Consider the following 18,129-nt stretch of genomic DNA (forward strand, 5'->3'; position numbering starts at 1 on the left):
ACCGATCGACGGGGCGCGGGCGGGGGATCGGATGGGACGCACATACCGGCTCGCTTTCGTGACGATCGGGCAGTCGCCGCGAATCGACATGGTGCCGGAGATGCTGGCCGAGATCGGGTCTGCCGTCGAGGCGCGGGAATACGGCGTGCTCGACGACGCCTCCGACGCCGACATCGCCGCCCTGCATCCGACGGACGGCGAGGCCTCGTTCGCCAGCCGCCTGCGCGACGGGCGCGAGGCGGTCTTGTCGAAGGCTGGAATCGAGGAGCGCCTGTCCGGCCTGCTCAGCGAGATCGACCGTCACGGCCACGACGCGATCGTGCTCCTGTGCACGGGGACGCAGGTCGCGCCGCTGGCAAACACGCTGCTGATCGAATCCCAGCGCATCGTCGATGCGACCGTCGAGGCGCTGGCGGCCTCCTGCCCCAGGCTCGGGGTGATGGTGCCGCTCGCCCGCCAGGTCGCGGAGTTCCCGGCCCGGCACGTCTTTGCCGGCGCGCCGACAGTGGTGGCGGCCTCGCCCTATGCCGGCGATGCCATGGCCGAGCGCGCCGCCGCGCTCGCCGACCGCGACCTGATCGTCATGCACTGCATGGGCTACACCGAGGCGATGCGCCGCGAGGTCCGCGCCGCCGTCGCGGCGCCCGTGCTCCTGTCGCGCCGGATCGTCGCCGGCGCCGTCCGCCAGCTTCTCTGAAGGATCTTTGGCCCGATGCGCACACTCGGCTTCGGATTGCTCGCGGCGGCTCTGCTGGCGGGCGCCGCCCTCCCGGCTCACGCCTTCGAGCGCGTCGGCGACCGCAAGGTGATCGTGTTCGGCGGGCGCCAGCAGGTGCCGGTGCTCGATCCGCACGTGCGCTACGACTGGTCGACCCGCATGCTGCAGCAGGCGGTCTACGACGCCCTCGTCAAGTACGAGGGCAACCCGGCCGAGGTGAAGCCCTGGCTCGCCGAAAGGTGGGAGACCAGCCCCGACGGGCTGACCTGGACCTTCCACCTCACCGGCACGGCGAAGTTCCACACCGGCGACCCGGTCGACGCCGAGGCCGTGCGCTACTCCTTCGTGCGGGGCCTCAAGCTCAACAAGGGCGTCGCCTGGATGCTGAAGGACTTCCTCGCGCCGGAGGGCATCGAGGCGGTCGATGCGCGGACGGTGCGGTTCACCCTCAGGAAGCCCTACGCGGCGTTCCTGTCGTTCCTGCCGTGGTGGTACGTCGTCGACCCCAAGCAGGTCGAGGCGCACGCCGTCGACGGCGACGACGGCCAGAAATGGCTGACCGACCACGAGGCCGGCTCCGGCCCGTTCACGATCAAGCGCTGGGAGCCGAACGTGCTCCACGAGCTCGCGGCGGTCCCCGATTACTGGCGGGGCTGGCCGCAGGGCGAGGCGCACCGGCCGGCCGGGGTGATCTACCGGATCGTCCGCGAGCCGGCGGCCCAGAAGGCCTCGCTCATGCGCGGCGAATCCGACATCGTCGAGGGCCTGACCCCCGACGACTACGTCCAGGTCGCGCGCCAGAAGGGCGTGGCGATCGAGGACCATGCCGGCATGACGACCTTCGGCATCAAGATGAACACCAAGGTCGGGCCGACCGCCGATCCCAACCTGCGCAAGGCGATCGCCTACGCCCTCGATTACGACGGCCTGGTCCAGATCTACAACGGCGCGGCGAAGCTCCAGACGAGCGTGTTTCCCGCCGGCATGAAGGGCCAGATCGACGTGCCGGGCATGCCGCGGCGCGACCTCGCCAAGGCCAAGGAGTTCCTCGCGAAGTCGGCCTACCCGAACGGCGTCACGCTCGAGTATTATCACATCGCCGGGCTCGAGGAGGCGCGCCGGATCGGCCTCCTGCTCCTCGACAATCTCGCGGCGCTCAACATCAAGGTCGACCTGCGGCCCGAGCAATGGCCGACCATGGTGGCCAAGGGGTCGAAGGCCGAGACCTCGCCCAACCTGACCTCGGTCTTCGTGACGCCGATCTCGACCGATCCCGACGCCGTCGCCTACCAGTACCACCCGAAATCCTGGGGCCAGTACTTCGCGATGTCGTTCTACGACAATCCCGAGGTCGCCCGGCTGATCGACGAGGCGCGCTCGACCACCGACTGGGACAAGCGCGCCCCGCTCTACGCCGAGATCCAGACGCGGATCGTCGCCGACCAGCCGGAGGTGTTCGGCATGGTGCAGAACCGCCGCTGGGCCCGCCGCGACGTCCTGAAGGGCTTCACGTTCAGCCCGGTGCGGTTCACCGGCGAGGTCGACCTCTACCCGCTCTGGATCGACGCCAAGTAGCCGAGGGGAACGGCCGTGCTGCGCTTCGCCCTCGGCAAGGTCCTGACCGTCGCCGGCACGATGCTCGGCCTCGCCGTGCTGACGTTCCTCATCACCAACGTGGCGCCGGGCGATCCCGCCCGGCTCGTCGCCGGCCCCGAGGCGACCGCCGACATGGTCGAGACCATCCGCCGGGAATACGGCCTCGACAGGCCGCTGCCGGTGCAGCTCGGTCTCTACCTGCGCGACCTCGCGACGGGCGATCTCGGCCAATCGATCGTCACCACCCGGCCCGTCCTGTCCGAGATCGGGCGCTATTTCCCGGCGACGTTCGAACTGGTGCTCGTCGCGATGGCGATCGGCGTCGGGCTCGGGCTGCCGCTCGGCATCCTGTCGGCCCTGAAGCGCGACGGCGCCCTCGACCACCTCACCCGGATCCTGTCGATCTCCGGCGTCGCGCTGCCGGCCTTCTGGTTCGGCATCCTGCTCCAGCTGTATTTCGCGGTGCATCTCGAATGGCTGCCGGTCTCCGGCCGGCTGCCGCTCTCCGAGGTGCCGCCGGCCCCGATCACCGGCCTGATCCTGGTCGATTCGCTGCTGCGCGGGCAGTTCGAGACCTTCCGCGAGGCGTTTCTCCACATCCTCCTGCCGGCGATCGTCCTGTCGTTCCCGTGCCTTGCCGCGATCCTGCGGGTGAACCGGGCCGAGATGATCGAGGCCCTGCAGGCCGACCACGTCGTGGCTGCCCGCGCCCACGGCCTCGCGCCGTTCCGCATCGTGGCGGTCTATGCGCTCCGCAACGCGCTCCTGCCGACGCTGGCGATGATCGGCCTGCGCTTCGGCTGGATGCTCGGCTCGACCGTGCTGGTCGAGACGGTGTTCGACTGGCCCGGCATCGGGCTCTACGCGGTGTCCTCGGCGCTGGCCTCGGACTTCAAGCCGGTCGTCGGGGTGACGCTGGCGATCGGCCTGTGCTTCATGACCGTCAACATGCTCATCGACCTCGCCTATGCGTGGATCGACCCGCGCCTGAGGGCGGCGTGATGGCGCCGCCCGACCTCGCCCCGGCTTTGGCGGAGGCGCCGCCCTCGTTCCGGGTGCGCCACGCCAGCACGATCCGGCAGTGGCGGCTCTACGCGCATCTCTTCCGCCGCTCGTTCTCGTCGATGCTGGGGCTGGCGCTCGTCGTGCTGTTCCTGGTGCTGGCCGCCTTCGGCCCCTGGCTCGCCCCCTATCCGGGCGACACCGCCGGCGCGGTGAAGCTGTCGCAGCGGCTGCTGCCGCCCTCGCTCGCCCATCCCTTCGGCACCGACGAGATGGGCGCCGACCTCCTGTCCCGGGTCATCGTCGGCACCCGCATCTCGCTCTGGATCGGGCTCATCATCACCGGGGTGGGGGCCGGGATCGGCGTGCCGCTCGGCATCGTCGCCGGCTACACGCGCAGCCGCCTCCTGCGCGGCGCGATCATGCGGCTCACCGACCTGTTCCTCGCCGTGCCGGGCCTGGCGCTCGCGCTCGCGATCGTGGCGGCCTTGGGGCCGGGCATCGCCAACTGCATCGCGGCGCTCGCTCTCGTCTGGTGGCCGGGCTACGTCCGCCTCGTCGCGGCCAAGACCCTGTCGGTGAAGGAGGAACTCTTCGTCGAGGCGAGCCGGGCGGCGGGCGCCCGCACGCCCTGGATCCTGTGGCACCACATCCTGCCGAACTGCCTGTCGCCGATCATCGTCAAGCTGTCGATGGATATGGGCCTCGCGGTGCTGGCGGCGGCGAGCCTCGGCTTCATCGGGCTCGGCGCCAAGCCGCCGGACCCGGAATGGGGCGCGATGATCTCGGTCGCCCGCTCCTACATGCCCGACTGGTGGTGGTACTCGGCCTGTCCCGGCCTCGCGATCTTCCTCACCGTGCTCGGCTTCAACCTGCTCGGCGACGGCCTGCGCGACATCCTCGATCCCAAGAGCGCCGGACGATGAGGAGTGCCGGACGATGAGCGCGCTGCTCGCGATCGAGGATTACCATCTGGCGATCCCGACCTTCGACGGGCCGGCGCGGGTGCTGAACGGCATCGACCTCGCGCTCGAGGAGGGCGAGACACTCGGCATCGTCGGTGAATCCGGCTGCGGCAAGACCGTGCTCGCCCGCACCATCCTGGGGATCGGCCCCGACCGGGCGGAGCGCAAGCAGGGGCGCATCCTGTTCGAGGGGCGCGACGTCGCGGATCTGAGCGCGCGCGACTGGCGGGGCATCCGGGGCGTGAAGATCGCGATGATCTTCCAGGACCCGATGACCTACCTCAACCCGCTGTTCACGATCGGCCGGCAGCTCGGCGACGCGATCGCCGCCCATGCCAGGGCCGAGGGCCAAGCCCGTCCGGGCCGGGCCGCCCGCCGGGTTCGGGCCGCGACCCTGCTCGATCAGGTCGGCCTGCGCGAGCCGGAGCGGGTGCTCGATTACTATCCGCACCAGCTCTCGGGCGGCATGCGCCAGCGGGTGCTGATCGCGCTCGCCCTCTCGGGGAAACCGCGCCTGCTGATCGCCGACGAGCCGACGACCGCCCTCGACGTGACGGTGCAGGCGCAGGTGCTGCGCCTCCTGCGCGACCTCGTCGAGACCTTGGGCCTGACGGTCGTGATGATCAGCCACGATGTCGGGGCGATCGCCGCGCTGACCGGGCGCGTCGCCGTCATGTATGCCGGCAACGTCGTCGAGGAGGGCCCGACCGCCCGGGTGCTGGCGCGTCCGCTCCACCCCTACACGCAGGGCCTGCTCGCCGCCCTGCCGGAGATCGACGGCGCGATCCGGCGGCTCTCCGGCGTGCCCGGCACGATCCCGAGCCTGATCGATCCGCCGCCGGGCTGCCGCTTCCATCCGCGCTGCCCCCGCGCCACGGCATTGTGCGCCGCCGAGCGGCCGGCGATGCGCGGTGCCGATCCCGCCCACCGCGTCGCGTGCCACCATGCCGACCTCGCCTGAACCGATCCCGCTTCTGAGCGCCACCGGCCTCGTCAAGGTCTTCCACGCCGGCGGGCGCGCGGTGCGGGCGGTCGACGGCGTCGATCTCTCGCTCGCGGCCGGCGAGGTGCTGGGCGTCGTCGGCGAATCCGGCTCCGGCAAGTCGACGCTGGCCCGCCTCGTCCTGCGCCTGACCGAGCCGAGCGCCGGCCGGATCGCCTTCGACGGCCGGGACATCACCGCGCTCGACGGCGAGGCGATGCGCCGCCTGCGCCGCGACATGCAGATCGTGTTCCAGAACCCGCATTCCGCCCTCAACGGCCGGCGCACGGTCGGCGAGGCGGTGGCCGAGCCGTTACGGGTCCAAGGCGTCGCCCGCGGCGCGGCCCTCGACGCCCGGGTCGACCGGCTGCTCGACCAGGTCAGCCTGCCGCGCGCCTTCCGGCACCGCTACCCGCACGAGCTGTCGGGCGGCCAGAAGCAGCGCGTCTGCATCGCCCGCGCCCTGGCGCTGGAGCCGCGCTTCCTCGTCCTCGACGAGCCGACCTCGGCCCTCGACGTGTCGGTGCAGGCCCAGATCCTCGACGTCCTCGGCGAATTGCGGCGCGAGCTTTCGCTCACCTACCTGTTCATCTCCCACAACCTCGCCGTCGTGCGGTATCTCTGCGACCGCGTGATGGTGATGAGAGAGGGGCGGGTCGTCGAGCAGGGCCCGGTCGCCGCCCTCTTCGCCGCTCCGGCGGAGGCCTATACCCGCACCCTCCTCGACAGCGTGCCGCGCCTGCCGCGGCCGTGACGGCTCATACGACCTCCGATCGATCGCTTCGCAATGCGGATTCCGGCGTCGCTCGGGCGCCGCGCGCGGGCTCGTCAAACGCGCTCCGGACGCGATCATCCGGGGCGCGTCTCACGCCGGGCCATCCCGGCCCGCGATCGGCAGGCCCTCGTAGCGGGCCTTCAGCTGGAGGGCGAGGTAGCGCGAGAAGTGGCGCGACTGCTGCAGGTTGCCGCCGTGGAACCAGAGCCCTGCTTGCGCGGTCGGCGTCCACATGTTGCGCAGCTCGCCGTGCCAGGGGCCGGGATCCCGCGCCGTCCCCGAGCCGAGGCCCCAGCACGGGCCGACCCGGGCGGCCACCTCCGGCGAGATCAGCCGCGCCGCCCAGTCGGTCATCGGGCCGTAGCCGGTGGCGGACACGACGAGGTCGGCCGGCAGCACCGTCCCGTCGTCGAGCACCACGGCCTCCTCGGTCAGGTGACTCACGCCCCGGCCGCTCGCGAGCCGGATCTCCCCCGAGGCGATGAGCCCGGAGGCGCCGACATCGATGTAGTAGCCCGACGCCCGGCGCGGATACATCAGGCCGATGCCGGTCTCGTCCTCGCCGAAGGTCAGGAGGAAGCCGGCCTTCTCCAGGGCGGCGTAGAAGTCGGCATCGTCCTGGCGGATGCGCCGCATCACGGGCTCCAGCAGGCCGGGCAGCAGCGCGTAGGGGGTGGAGGCGGCGATGAGGTCCGCCCGGTCGGCGTCGATCCCGGCGGCGACCGCCTCCTCGGAATAGAGCGGGCGGCCGTGGCGCTGCAGGCTCTCGGCGCGCACCACCAGGGTGGGCGAGCGCTGCACCATCGTGACCGCGGCGCCGTGCTCCCACAGGTCGGCGGCGATGTCGTGGGCGGAGTTGTTCGCCCCCACCACGACGCAGCGTTTCCCCGCATAGGCCGCGCCGCCCGGGTGGCGGCTCGAATGGTGGTGGACGCCGCGGAAGCGCTCCGCCCCCGGATAGTCCGGCTCGTTCGGCACGCCCGACAGGCCGGTGGCGAGGACGAGGTGCCGGGGGCGCAGCGTCAGGGTTTCGCCACCGCGCTCGACCGTGACCGTCCAGTCGCCGCCCGCCTCGTCATAGCTGGCCGACCGGCAGGTGGTCGAACTCCAGAGGTCGAGTTCCATGATCGACGCGTAGGCTTCGAGCCAGTCGCCCATCTTGTCCTTGGGCGTATAGACCGGCCAATGCTCGGGGAACGGCAGGTACGGCATGTGGTCGTACCAGACCGGATCGTGCAGGCAGAGCGAGCGGTAGCGCCGCCGCCAGGCATCGCCCGGCCGCGCTGAGCTGTCGATCACGAGCGTCGGCACGCCGAGGCGCTTGAGCCGGGCGGCGAGCCCGAGCCCGCCCTGGCCGCCGCCGACGATCAAACAATAGGGCTGGCGGTCGAGGCCGAGGCGCGCGTCGTCGGCGCGCCTGTCGGCCCAGGTCCGGCGGTTGCGGATCGCGCCGTGCTCCGTGCCGGCCTCGCGGGTCGGCCCGCTCCTCTCCTCGAAGCCCTTCAGCTCGCGCAAGGTCGTGAACAGCGTGCGGGCGAGGCCGTCGACCAGCCGGACCTGGCCGATGCCGCGCCCGAGCGCGGTCTCGAAGCGGAACCACGCCTCCACCGTCCCGCCATTCGCGACCGCCGGGCGGTCGAGGGCGAAGCCGGAGGCGCGCGTCGCAGACGCGGTCGCCGCCGCCCGGTCGCGGATCGCCGGCCGGCCCTCGGCCGTGGCGATGGTCCAGGTGAAGGCGACGAAGTCGCGCCACCAGCATTCAGGGGCGAACAGGGCCTCGACGGCGGAGGCATCGCCCGAGGACAGGACTTTCGCGAAACGGTCGAGCCAGGCTCGCGCGAGGGCGTCCGGGTCGGTGTCGTCCGGGTCGGTGACGTGATGCATCGGAGCGTCTTGAAATTTTGGAGTATCTTGCGCCATCGGCTCAAGCCTCCGCCTTGCCCGAGAACCGGTCGAGGGCGTTGCGGGTGACGGCTTGCGTGAACGGGTCGCGGCGGGTGAGGCCCATGATCCACTCGCAGGAGCCGGCGGTCAGTACCTCGCCCTTGCCGCGCGGCATGCCCACCAGCATGCCCGACCCGTACTGGAACTTGCGCCGCGCGACCGGATACGCGTCGGCCGCGAGTTCGGCGAGGCCGTTGAGGTCGCCGTCGCGCACGTAGTAGCGCGTGCCCTCGCCCTCGTGCTCGTACTCGAACAGCACCGCCGGGCTCATCGCCAGGATCTCGATGCCCTCGGGCACGCCGGGCGCCGGCACCGGATAGGGCAGGCCCTGGCGGAAGGTGTAGTCGAGCCCGTCGACCTCGTAGCCGAAGATGCCGGCCTCGGCCCCGAACACGTCGGCGTAGCGCAGGTCGGTCCCGGCGAAGGCCCAGTGCTCCGGCCGGTAGACCGTGAAGCCGCGCGAGCCGCGGGGCGCGAACCCGCCCCAGCTGCCATACATGCCGTGGCAGCCGTTGACGCCGACCGTCGAGGCGCCGGGCCAGGCGACGCCCCCGCTCTCCCACGACGCCGTCAGCAGGTGCTGTCGCGCGGGATCGTCGCGCACCGGGTCCATGGCCGGCGCCTTGAATTTCCAGCAGACCTGCCGGGCGCCCTCCTCCTCGAGCCGGATCTGCCACAGGAAGTTGCCGCCGAAGCGGGCGAAGCCCCCGCCCCGCTCGACGAAGCCCTCCACGCTCTTGCGCATCTCCCACGACCAGTACTCGTCGTGGCCGCAGGTCACGAGGCAGGAATAGTCGTCGAGGATCTCGGGCCGGTAATGCAGGTCGGTCTGGGTGACGATGTCGAAGGCGTATCCCTCGCTCTCGGCCCAGACGGCGAAGTGGCGATCGAACTGGGCCCAGCCGGCGGCGGCGTAGTACTGGCCCCAGCCGCCGGAATAGCCCCATTCCTTCGAGGGGTAGCGGGTGACGTCGTTCATGTCCGGCAGCGGCGAGACGGTGATGCGGGCCGCACCCTTGGGCAGCCAGAGCATGCCGCGGGTCCAGGGCCGCTTCAGGCTCAGGATCGGCGAGCCCTCGTTCCGGTTCGGGCCCCAGGTGCCGAAATAGTGGTTGGCGCCGCCCCAGTCGTTGTAGGCGGTCCAGGTGCCGGTCGCGAGCATCAGGAGGATGCGCCCGGACCGCGTCGCCTTCGTCGGCCGCACCACCACGAAATGGTGCTGGACGAAGCGCTCGCCGTCCTTGCGCCGGCAGGTCGAGACCACGCGGTAGAGGCCGGACCGGGCGCCGTCGGGGATCGTCCAGGCATGGACCACCGGCCAGTCGACGCCGTCCCGGTAGGCGGTCTCGGAGGTCCTGGTGAAGCTGCCGGGCAGGTCGAAGGCCTCGTGCACCATCTCGGGCCTGAAACCGTCGCGGTAGATCTGGATCGACCAGGTCTCGGCGGTGGTCGAGCCGTAGAACTCGACCGTCTCGCCGGGATCGAACGACATCCGGTTGGTGCAGACGAAGACCTCGGCGAGGTCGGGATCCTCGCGCGGGAACTGGAAGCGGTAATCCGACAGGAAGTGCTCGTCGGCGTAGCCCTTGCGCACCGCCCAGGGCTTGACCGCGTGGGACCCGTTCTCCGGATGGGCGAAGGGCGGCTTTGTCATGGTCTGGCTCCGGTTCGGGGGCGCGGCGGCGTCGGCGCTCAGGCGGTCCGCGACCGGGCGAGGGCCCGGAAGGCGCCCTCCGTCGCCTCCAAGGCGGCGTCGATCACCTCCGGGGTATGGGCGAGCGACAGGAACATGTTGTGGCGGTGATGGAGGTAGACGCCGCGATGCAGCGCCTCCAGGCAGAAGGCCTCGCCGAGGGCCGCCTCGGGATCGTCGCGAAACAGCATCACGGGCATCGCCGGCGGGCCGGTGACGTCGAGGGGAAAGCCGTGGCGGGCCGCCTGCTCGGTCAGCCCGTCGCGGAAGCGCAGGCCGGCGGCCTCCAGCACCCGGGGGGCATCGACGCGCATGAGTTCGGTGAGCGTCGCGACGGCCGCCGCCATCGGCGCGCCGGCATACCAGAACGAGCCGGTGACGAAGACCCTGGAGGCGGCGTCGCGAAACCGCTCGGTGCCCGTGATCGCGGCGAGCGGCTGGCCGTTGGCGATCGCCTTGGAATAGCCCGCAAGGTCGGGCCGCACGCCCACCCGCTCCCAGCTGCCGCCGAGATCGAGCCGGAACCCCGCCCGCACGTCGTCGACGACGAGCGCCGCCCCGGTCCGGTCGCAGGCCGCCCGCGCCGCCGCCGCGAAGGCGTAGGCCGGCAGTTCCTGCGGCTGGCCGATATCGTGCCGGAAGGCCGAGACGAGGATCGCCGCGAGGTCGTCGCCGGCCTGCGCCACCGCCTCCTCCAGGCTCGCGACGTCGTTGTAGCGGTAATGGATGAGGTGGACGCGGTCCTCCGCGGTGACGCCGAGGAGCGACGGCGAGCACCAGGGCACCGCGCCGTGATAGGCGCCGCGGGCGACCAGCACCTTGCGGCGCCCGGTCCCGGCGCGGGCCAGCGTCACGCAGGTGGTCATCGCGTCCGAGCCGTTCTTCTGGAACATCGCCCAGTCGGCGTGCGGGATCATCGCCACCAGGGTCTCGGCCAGTTCCACGGCATGGGGGGTCGGGCCGTCGAGGCAGTCGCCGCGCTCCATCTCGCGCCGCACCGCCTCCGAGACCGCCGGATGGCGGTGGCCGAGGATGATCGGCCCCCAGGCGCACATGAAGTCGATGTAGCGCCGTCCATCCGCGTCCTGCACGAAGGCGCCGTCGCCGCCGACGAAGAATTGCGGGTAGCCCCGCGGCACCGCCGCCGCGCGCTGGTGCCCCCACATCCCGCCGGGGATCACCCGGGCGGCGCGGGCCCGCAGGCCCGCATCGCCCATCGCCTCAGGTCCCTCGACCACGCTCGGCATCGGACAGGATCCTTCGCGCTCGGCGCCGCCGCATTCCACGGCCGCCATCGGACCGGCCGAGCATCCGCCGATGCCCGGCGATGTCAAGCGAAACGGCCCGAGAAGATGATGGAAAATTTGACTAACGCGCGGATCAGGGGTCGCGGGTGCAGGGATCGGAGGCCGGCGACCGGACGCGACATCGTCGGCCCGGTCACCGAATTTCCCTCCGGTCCGCGCGAAGCGCCGTAGATCATCCGCGTCATTCCGGCGCCGCGCGCCGGCGCGAGGAAACGAGAATCACCGGTGATCAAGGATAGGTCGGGGTGCTGTCCGCCTGGTCATGCACCGGGGGATGTCCCGGAGGTCTGGCTGCGCGGCACGGACGCGGAATACGCGCGATAGTCGGCGGTGCGAGTTGCGACGTCGACCGCACACCCCGGTCCAGCATGGCCATTGCTGCCTACAGGACGGGCGTCGCGCGCCGAAATTCGTGCTTTGAAATTCGGCTAAACTCGGTTTCAATGACGCATCGCCTCAGCCGAGAGGAAGCGGCATGCTCGCCATCGGGGCCATCGCGGGAGGGCCGAGCGTGACCGCGGCGACGACCGGCGCGGCGATCAGCGTGCGCGGCCTGACCCGCCGCTTCGGAGCGGTGGTCGCCGTCGACGACGTCTCGCTGGAGATCGCGGCGGGCGAGTTCATCGCGCTCCTCGGCCCCTCCGGCTCGGGCAAGTCGACCGTGCTGATGAGCCTCGCCGGCTTCGACCTGCCGGATGCCGGACGCATCCTGATCGGGGGCGAGGATTGCACGCACCTGCCGCCGCACCGGCGCAACATCGGCATGGTGTTCCAGAACTACACGCTGTTCCCGCATCTGAGCGTCGCCGACAACGTCGCCTTCCCGCTCAAGATGCGCGGCATCGGCCGGGCCGAGCGGCGGGCCCGGGCCGAGGCGGCCCTGGAGGTGGTGCGGCTCTCCGGGTTCGGGGCGCGCATGCCGCGCCAGCTCTCAGGGGGGCAGCAGCAGCGCGTGGCGCTCGCCCGCGCCATCGTCTACCGGCCCCGCGTGCTCCTGATGGACGAGCCGCTCTCGGCCCTCGACAAGAACCTGCGCGAGGAGATGCAGATCGAGATCAAGCGGCTGCATTCCGAGCTCGGCATCACCATCGTGTTCGTCACCCACGACCAGGGCGAGGCGCTGACCATGGCCGACCGGGTCGCGATCCTGCGGGCCGGGCGCGTGCAGCAGATCGCCCCGGCCCGCACGCTCTACGAGCGGCCCGCCAACCTGTTCGCGGCCGGCTTCATCGGCGACATGAACAGGATTCCCACGACCTGGGACGGCCGCGCGGCGCATGTCGCCGGCCGGGCGCTGGCCCTGGAGGCGGAGGCGGCGGTCTCGGCCGTGCCGCCCGGCCCGGCGATCCTCGCGGTGCGGCCGGAGCGGATCGGCGTCGCCGCCCCCGACCGGCCGGACGCCCTGCCGGCCACCGTCACCGACGTGGTCTATGGCGGGGCCGGCACCCTCGTCATCGCGACGCTCGACGACGGCGCGCAGGTCCGGGCGCGCGCGCCGAGCGCCGCCTTGCCGCCGCTCGCCCCCGGCGACCGCGTCGGGCTCGTCGTCCCGCCCGGTGCGGCCCTGCTCTATCCGGCGGAGGCGCCATGAGCGCCGCACGAGCCAGCGCCGCACGAGCAGCCAGCGCCGCACGAGCCGGTCCCGTGACGCCCGGCCCCGCGGCGAACGATGTCGTCACCACCGGCTTCTTCCGGGCCCGCGGGCGTCGGATGTCGAAGCCGGCGATCGTCGGCCTGATGCTGCCGTTCTTCTCGCTGCTGGTCTTCGCCTTCCTCTACCCGCTGATGAGCCTGATCGCGATCTCGCTCACCGAGCCGCAGCCGGGGCTGGCCAACTACGCCCGGGTGTTCGAGAACCCGGTCTACGCCACGGTGCTGCTGCGGACGTTGCGCATCGCGCTCCTCGTCAGCCTGCTGTCCCTGATCCTGGCCTTCCCGGTCGCCGCCCTGATGGCCCGGTCCAAGGGGCCGAAGCTCGCGCTGATCACCGCCTGCATCCTGCTGCCGTTCTGGTCCTCGGTGCTGGTGCGCACCGCCGCCTGGGCGGTGCTGCTCCAGCGCAACGGCCTGGTGAACGGCCTCCTTACCGGGCTCGGCGTCACCGATGCCCCGGTCAAGCTCCTCTACACCCAAGGGGCGGTGGTGGTGGCGATGACCCACGTGCTGATGCCGTTCATGGTCCTGCCGATCTACGGCGCGCTGCGCAACATCCCGACCGACCTCGCCCGGGCCGCCGCGATCTGCGGCGCGGGGCCGGCCCGGGCCTTCCGCGAGGTGACGCTGCCCCTGGCGCTGCCCGGCGTGACCGGCGGGTTCATCCTCGTCTTCCTGTCGGCCCTCGGCTACTTCATCACCCCGTCGCTTCTCGGCTCGCCGCAGGAGATGATGATCGCGACGCTGATCTCGCAGCAGATCCGCGAGAGCCTCGACTGGCCGTTCGCCGCGGCGCTGGTCGGCGTCCTGACTCTGTTCGTCACCGGCATCACGCTCGCCTTCGGCCGGCTGTTCCGGTTCGACCGCCTGATGGGCGCCCGGGCATGAGGCCGCGCGGGCTGCTCCTCGACGCCGCGGTCGCGGCGATCCTCGCCTTCGTGCTGGTGCCGATCCTGATCGTCCTGCCGATGGCGTTCAGCGAGACGACCTACCTCGCCTTCCCGCCGAAGGGCTTCACCACGGGCTGGTTCGCCGAATTCTTCGACGACCGGCGCTGGATGGCGGCCCTGCGCTTCAGCCTGGAGATCGCCGCCGCGACCGCGCTGCTGGCCACGCTCGTCGGCACCATGGCGTCCTACGCGCTCCTGCGCGGCGCCGGGGCGATCGGCACGGCGTTCCGGGCGCTCCTCGTCGGGCCGATCGTCGTGCCGCACATCGCGCTCGCGGTGGCGCTCTACCTGTTCTTCCAGCGGACCGGGCTCGGCGGCACCCGCCTCGGCTACGTGCTGGCGCACGCGGTCATCGCGATGCCGTTCGTGGTGCTCACCGTGACGGCGGCGCTGGCGAGCGTCGATCCAGGCCTCGAGGACGCGGCGATGATCTGCGGCGCCTCGCGCTTCGCCGCCTTCCGGCTGGTGACGCTGCCGCTGATCCTGCCCAACGTCGTGTCGGGAGCGCTGTTCGCCTTCATCATCTCGTTCGACGAGCCGGTCGTGGCCTTCTTCCTCGCCGGCATCCGCGACAAGACCCTGCCGCGGATGATGTTCGACGACATCGAGCAGAACCTGACGCCGGTCATCCCGGCGATCGCCGTCATGCTCACCGGCCTGTCGGTCGCCGTGCTGGTCAGCGCCGCGCTGCTGCGCCGGCTCGGCCGGACGAAGGCGGCACCGGCCGGGGAATGATGCGATGGAGCGAAGCCGATTTCCGCATCGCGACAGCGATGGCTCCGCCATCGCCGCGCGATCGATCGGCAATCGCACGAGAGGCACGCGGGCAGTCCCGCCCGGCACCGACGGGAGATCACACGTGAGGCCGAACCGGATCATCGCCGCCGCGCTCGCCGCCACCCTGGCCACGGCCCTGCCGGCCGCCGCCGACGAGGTGGTGATCGCCACCACCGGCGGGCTGATGCGCAACACCCTCGAGAAGCTGATCTACCGGCCCTTCGCCAAGGCGACCGGGACCGAGATCGTGCCCTTCGACATCGAGGTGCCGGACCAGTGGGCCCGCGCCGAGGGCATGGTGCGGACGAAGCGCGTCGAGTTCGACATCGTCACGGCGACCGGGCCCGACCTCGTCAGCCGCGCCGACATGCTGATGGACATCCCCTGCGGCGAGCTCGCCCACATCAAGGCTTACGCGCTGCCGGGCGCCTGCCAGCCGAAGGGCGTGGCGCGCACCACCGGCGGCATGGTGCTGACCTACAACAAGACCGCGTTCGGCGGCCGCGCCCCGAAGGGCTGGGCCGATTTCTGGAACGTGACCGACTTTCCCGGGCCCCGCGGCCTGCCGGATACCGGCGACCGCGACTGGTGGGTGCCCGCGGTGGCCCTGCTGGCCGACGGCGTGCCGAAGGACAAGCTGTTCCCCCTCGACCTCGACCGCGCCTATGCCAAGCTCGATGCGATCCGGCCCCACGTCGCGGTGTGGTGGAAGACCGGCAACCAGGTCCAGCAGATCATGCGCGACGGCGAGGTGGTGATGACCATGTCCTATTCGGGCCGGTCGCTCGCCACGATCAAGGACGGCGCGCCCTTCGCCATGGCCTGGGACGGGGCGTTGCGCGACACCGGCTACTTCGCGATCCTCAAGGGCGCGCCGAACCCGAAGGGCGCGCTGGCATTCGTCGACTACTTCTACCAAGTGTCCGAGAGCCACCCCGCCTTCATGCGCGCGGTCGGCTACGCGACGTCCTCGACGAAGGGCCTCGCCGGCCTGCCCGAGGACGAGCAAAAGCTGTTCGCGACCTATCCGGCGAATTATGCCGGCCTCGTCGACCCGGATTTCAAGTGGATCGGCGACAACCGCGAGCGCTTGCGCGCGCGCTGGACGGCGTGGCTGACGAAGTAGCGTCGTCGGGCGGCCGCGGGGCGACGCCGTCGGCGCGGCGCCCACCGGCCCCGTAATGTCGGGGGCCGCGCAGCCGAGCCGGGAACGAGGAGGCGGACATCCAGCCCGTCACGGTCGATCAGGCAGGCCCCATGGCGGATGCCGGAGCCGATTCGATGGATCACGATCGAGCGCCACCCAACCGCGGCGGTCCGGGACCGCGCAAGCGGAGCCTCGGATCCGGGTGCTCGGGTCGTCGAGGACGACCCGGACGGCGTTCCGGACCCATCCGCGGCGCCGGACGGACGAGGCGGGCGTCGAGACGGTCGCGCAGGCTCCTACCTCACGGGACGTCATGATGCAGCTCGGGATCATCGCGGACGACCTCACCGGCGCGGTGATGGTCGCCGGCACCATCGAGGCCGCCGGGATCGCCGCCCCGGTCCTGCTGGACGGCAGCGCCCCCGACGGGGCCGGATCCGGCCTCGTCGTCTATGCGACGCGCACCCGCCTCGCGCCGGCGGCGGAGGCGGTCGCCGAGGTCGCGCGGCTCGCCGACCGGCTCGACGCGGCGGGCTGCGCCCAGGTCGCCTACAAGGCCTGCGCCACCTTCGATTCGACCGATGCCGGCAATATCGGGCCGGTCGCCGACCTGCTCGCCCTCCGCTACGGCCAGCGCCCGCTGCTGCTGAGCGCCGGGCTGCCGCGCTTCGGCACCACGGTGCATCAGGGCTACCTGTTCTATCGCGGGCGGCTGGTCACGGAATCGATCAAGCGCTTCGACCCGGTGACGCCGATGAGTGATCCCGACCTCGTGCGCAGCCTCGGCCGGCAGACGCGGGCCCGCGTGGTGTCGCTGTCGCATCGCTGGCTGGCAGCCGGGCTGGAGGCCGCCCGGGCGGAGCTGAGCGACCTCGCCGCCGAGGGGGCCGAGATGGTGCTGCTGGATTGCAGCGACGAAGCCGACGCCGCGACGGGCGCGCGGCTTGCCCGCGACGACCGCGCCACGATCGGCAGCGATCCCCACATCGTCGCCCTGGCGCTCCTGCGGGGAACCCGGTCCGAGGAGACGCGCCCGCGCCCCGTCGACGGGCCCGGCGCGGTGCTGGTCGGCAGCGTCGGGCCGGTGGCGCGGGCGCAGGCCGCCGCCTTCGCGGCCGAGGATCCGGTCCTGATCCTCGACATCGCCGACGACCGGCCCGAGCCGGCGCTGGTCGCCGAGGCCCTCGATTGGGCGACCGGGCGGATCGGCGAGCGGCCCCTTGCCGTCGCGACGCGGGGCGAGGCCGAGGCGGTCGCGCAGGCCCAGGCGCGGTACGGCGCGATGGGCGCGGCGCGCCGGGCCGAGCGGGTGCTCGGCGCCGTCGCCGCCGGTCTCGTCGCCCGCGGCGTGCGCCGCCTCGTCGTCTCGGGCGGCGAGACCTCGGGCGCCGTCGCGACCGCCCTCGGGATCGCCCGGGTGCGGGCGCTGCCGGACGGCGCCCTCGGCGGCGGCTTCTGCCGCGCCGAGGCGCCGGTGCCGCTGTCGCTGCTCCTCAAGCCCGGCAAGCTCGGCGCCGACACGATCTTCCACGATGCGCTTGCGTCGATGCGGGATCGATGACCCAATCGGACCGGCCGGAATGTCCCGGCGCCAGGGTGCGTACCAGCCCGTGACGGAACAGGAACCGACGGTCGGACAGGCCACCCGGCCGATGCGCCGGCGCGGCCAGGCACGCGCCGCCCTCATCCTGGATGCGACCGAGGGCCTGCTGGCCGAGCGCAGCGCCGGGGACATCAGCCTGGCCGACATCGCCGCCGCCTCCGGCGTGCCGCTGCCCTCGGTCTACCACTTCTTTCCCAACCGCAACGCGGCCTTCGTGGCCCTGGCCCTGCGCTTCAACGAGGAGATCTACCGGCGCTCGGTCGAGGTGCTCACCGATCCCGAACCCCAGACCTGGCAGGAGCTGCTGGAGCGCAAGCACCGCCGCGCCGCCGAGTTCCAGAACGGGCGGCCGGCCGCCCTGAGGCTGTTCCTCGGCGCCGGCGTCAGCGTGGCGGTGCGCAACGCCGACTTCACCGGCAATGCCCGCATCGCGCTCAGCCGTGCCCGGATGTTCGAGGCCTATTTCCAGATGCCGCCGCTCCCCGGCTTCGTCACCTCGCTGGAGATCGCGGCCGCGGCGATGGACGGCGTCTGGGCCCTGTCCTACGGCCGCCACGGCCGCATCACCGAGGAGTATCGCCGGGAGGCGACCGCGGCGACGATCGCCTACCTGCGGCGGCTCCTGCCCGAATTCCTGCCCCGACGGCCGCTCGATCCGGCGATGCTCGCCCGGATCGAGGTTTCGCCGTCGGAGGTCTCCCTCTGGATGACGGGAGGGACGGCGCCCGATTCGTGAGGCGGGCCTCCGTCGTGGCGGGGGCCGCCTGCGCCCGCCGACCGGCGCAGGGCCGAGGGATCGCGGCCGACGCCGTCACCGACCACGCCCCTCACCGCTCATGCCCCGCCGTCGAGGTGGTCTCCCGCACCGGCGACAGCAGGTAGTCGATCACCCGCCGCCGCCCGGTCCGGATCTCCACCGTCGCGGTCATGCCGGGGGTGAGCGCCACGTCCTTGCCGTCGGCCTTGATGAACGTCTGCGACAAGGCCACCGTCACCGGGAAGATCAGGTTCTGGGTC

15 protein-coding genes and 1 pseudogene are annotated in these 18,129 nt (G+C 72.0%); 12 read left to right on the forward strand and 4 right to left on the reverse strand.

Annotation, left to right across the window (positions count from 1 at the left end):
- Window positions 1-31: 31 nt before the first annotated feature.
- The 6 genes from FF100_RS33120 to FF100_RS33145 are packed head-to-tail and all read left to right on the forward strand — an operon-like array spanning window position 32 to window position 6,017.
- Window positions 32-697, forward strand: coding sequence for an AroM family protein (locus FF100_RS33120; protein WP_139040278.1), 666 nt, complete (start codon window positions 32-34; stop codon window positions 695-697).
- A gap of 15 nt (window positions 698-712) precedes the next feature.
- On the forward strand, window positions 713-2,293 hold the full coding sequence (locus FF100_RS33125) for an ABC transporter substrate-binding protein (protein WP_246102658.1): 1,581 nt from the start codon (window positions 713-715) through the stop codon (window positions 2,291-2,293).
- Between the two features lie 15 nt (window positions 2,294-2,308).
- Window positions 2,309-3,316: an ABC transporter permease gene (locus FF100_RS33130; RefSeq protein WP_139040280.1), complete on the forward strand. Its 1,008-nt coding sequence runs from the start codon at window positions 2,309-2,311 to the stop codon at window positions 3,314-3,316.
- A complete protein-coding gene (locus tag FF100_RS33135; RefSeq protein ID WP_139040281.1) occupies window positions 3,316-4,242 on the forward strand; it encodes an ABC transporter permease in 927 nt (308 codons plus the stop codon). The genes FF100_RS33130 and FF100_RS33135 overlap by 1 nt, the downstream gene beginning before the upstream one ends.
- Window positions 4,243-4,255: 13 nt before the next feature.
- Entirely contained in the window at window positions 4,256-5,242 is a 987-nt protein-coding gene (locus FF100_RS33140) for an ABC transporter ATP-binding protein (RefSeq protein WP_139040282.1), read from the forward strand.
- The gene (locus FF100_RS33145) at window positions 5,226-6,017 is read left to right on the forward strand and encodes an ATP-binding cassette domain-containing protein (protein WP_139040283.1); all 792 of its coding nucleotides are present in this window, start codon (window positions 5,226-5,228) and stop codon (window positions 6,015-6,017) included. The genes FF100_RS33140 and FF100_RS33145 overlap by 17 nt, the downstream gene beginning before the upstream one ends.
- A gap of 111 nt (window positions 6,018-6,128) precedes the next feature.
- Here the strand turns inward: FF100_RS33145 and FF100_RS33150 are convergent, their stop codons facing one another.
- From FF100_RS33150 to FF100_RS33160, 3 genes are read right to left on the reverse strand one after another with little or no spacing between them, the layout of a single operon-like run.
- Window positions 6,129-7,922, reverse strand: a complete 1,794-nt coding sequence (locus FF100_RS33150) for an NAD(P)/FAD-dependent oxidoreductase (RefSeq protein WP_139040284.1) — start codon at window positions 7,920-7,922, stop codon at window positions 6,129-6,131.
- Window positions 7,923-7,962: 40 nt separating this feature from the next.
- Window positions 7,963-9,636, reverse strand: a complete 1,674-nt coding sequence (locus FF100_RS33155) for a N,N-dimethylformamidase beta subunit family domain-containing protein (protein WP_139040285.1) — start codon at window positions 9,634-9,636, stop codon at window positions 7,963-7,965.
- A 38-nt stretch (window positions 9,637-9,674) separates the two neighbouring features.
- The gene (locus FF100_RS33160) at window positions 9,675-10,922 is read right to left on the reverse strand and encodes an aminotransferase class III-fold pyridoxal phosphate-dependent enzyme (RefSeq protein ID WP_139040286.1); all 1,248 of its coding nucleotides are present in this window, start codon (window positions 10,920-10,922) and stop codon (window positions 9,675-9,677) included.
- A gap of 535 nt (window positions 10,923-11,457) precedes the next feature.
- Between FF100_RS33160 and FF100_RS33165 the strand changes: the two genes are divergently transcribed.
- The 6 genes from FF100_RS33165 (at window position 11,458) to FF100_RS33190 (ending at window position 17,848) form a co-directional block, all read left to right on the forward strand.
- Complete coding sequence (locus FF100_RS33165) at window positions 11,458-12,573, forward strand: ABC transporter ATP-binding protein (protein WP_139040287.1); 1,116 nt, start codon at window positions 11,458-11,460, stop codon at window positions 12,571-12,573.
- Window positions 12,574-12,692: 119 nt separating this feature from the next.
- On the forward strand, window positions 12,693-13,523 hold the full coding sequence (locus FF100_RS33170; protein WP_171070433.1) for an ABC transporter permease: 831 nt from the start codon (window positions 12,693-12,695) through the stop codon (window positions 13,521-13,523).
- Window positions 13,520-14,320, forward strand: a complete 801-nt coding sequence (locus tag FF100_RS33175; protein WP_139040289.1) for an ABC transporter permease — start codon at window positions 13,520-13,522, stop codon at window positions 14,318-14,320. The genes FF100_RS33170 and FF100_RS33175 overlap by 4 nt, the downstream gene beginning before the upstream one ends.
- Window positions 14,321-14,444: 124 nt before the next feature.
- Window positions 14,445-15,488 (forward strand): extracellular solute-binding protein, encoded by a 1,044-nt coding sequence (locus FF100_RS33180; protein WP_246102660.1) that lies wholly within the window; start codon window positions 14,445-14,447, stop codon window positions 15,486-15,488.
- Between the two features lie 337 nt (window positions 15,489-15,825).
- A complete protein-coding gene (locus FF100_RS33185; protein WP_246102661.1) occupies window positions 15,826-17,070 on the forward strand; it encodes a four-carbon acid sugar kinase family protein in 1,245 nt (414 codons plus the stop codon).
- 19 nt (window positions 17,071-17,089) lie between these two features.
- On the forward strand, window positions 17,090-17,848 hold the full coding sequence (locus FF100_RS33190; protein WP_171070432.1) for a TetR/AcrR family transcriptional regulator: 759 nt from the start codon (window positions 17,090-17,092) through the stop codon (window positions 17,846-17,848).
- A gap of 91 nt (window positions 17,849-17,939) precedes the next feature.
- Here FF100_RS33190 and FF100_RS33195 read toward each other — a convergent pair.
- A pseudogene (locus FF100_RS33195) lies at window positions 17,940-18,129 on the reverse strand (HlyD family type I secretion periplasmic adaptor subunit); the annotation flags it as partial.

It is taken from the genome of Methylobacterium terricola, assembly GCF_006151805.1.
Classification (GTDB): Bacteria; Pseudomonadota; Alphaproteobacteria; order Rhizobiales; family Beijerinckiaceae; genus Methylobacterium; species Methylobacterium terricola.